Here is a 238-nt window from a genome sequence, read left to right on the forward strand (position 1 = left end):
ATCGTCAACTTCGCCCATGGCTCGTTCTACATGGTCGGGGCCTATATCGCGGTGACGCTGGCGGAGCGCTGGGCCGGCGGCATCGGCTTCTGGAGTGCCGTCGCGATCGCCGCCTTTGCCACAGGGCTGCTCGGCGTGGCACTGGAAATGCTGGTGCTGCGCCGGCTGTACCGAAGCCCGGAGCTTTTCCAACTGCTGGCCACCTTCGGCGTCGTGCTGATCGTGCAGGACGCGGCGC

General features: G+C 66.8%; 1 protein-coding gene. It reads left to right on the forward strand.

The window, feature by feature from the left end:
- Positions 1–238: ABC transporter permease subunit (locus MTCD1_RS20260; RefSeq protein WP_438819313.1), on the forward strand; the 238-nt coding region annotated here is incomplete at both ends.

The sequence above is a fragment of the Colwellia marinimaniae genome (assembly GCF_002207865.1).
Classification (GTDB): Bacteria; Pseudomonadota; Gammaproteobacteria; order Enterobacterales; family Alteromonadaceae; genus Colwellia; species Colwellia marinimaniae.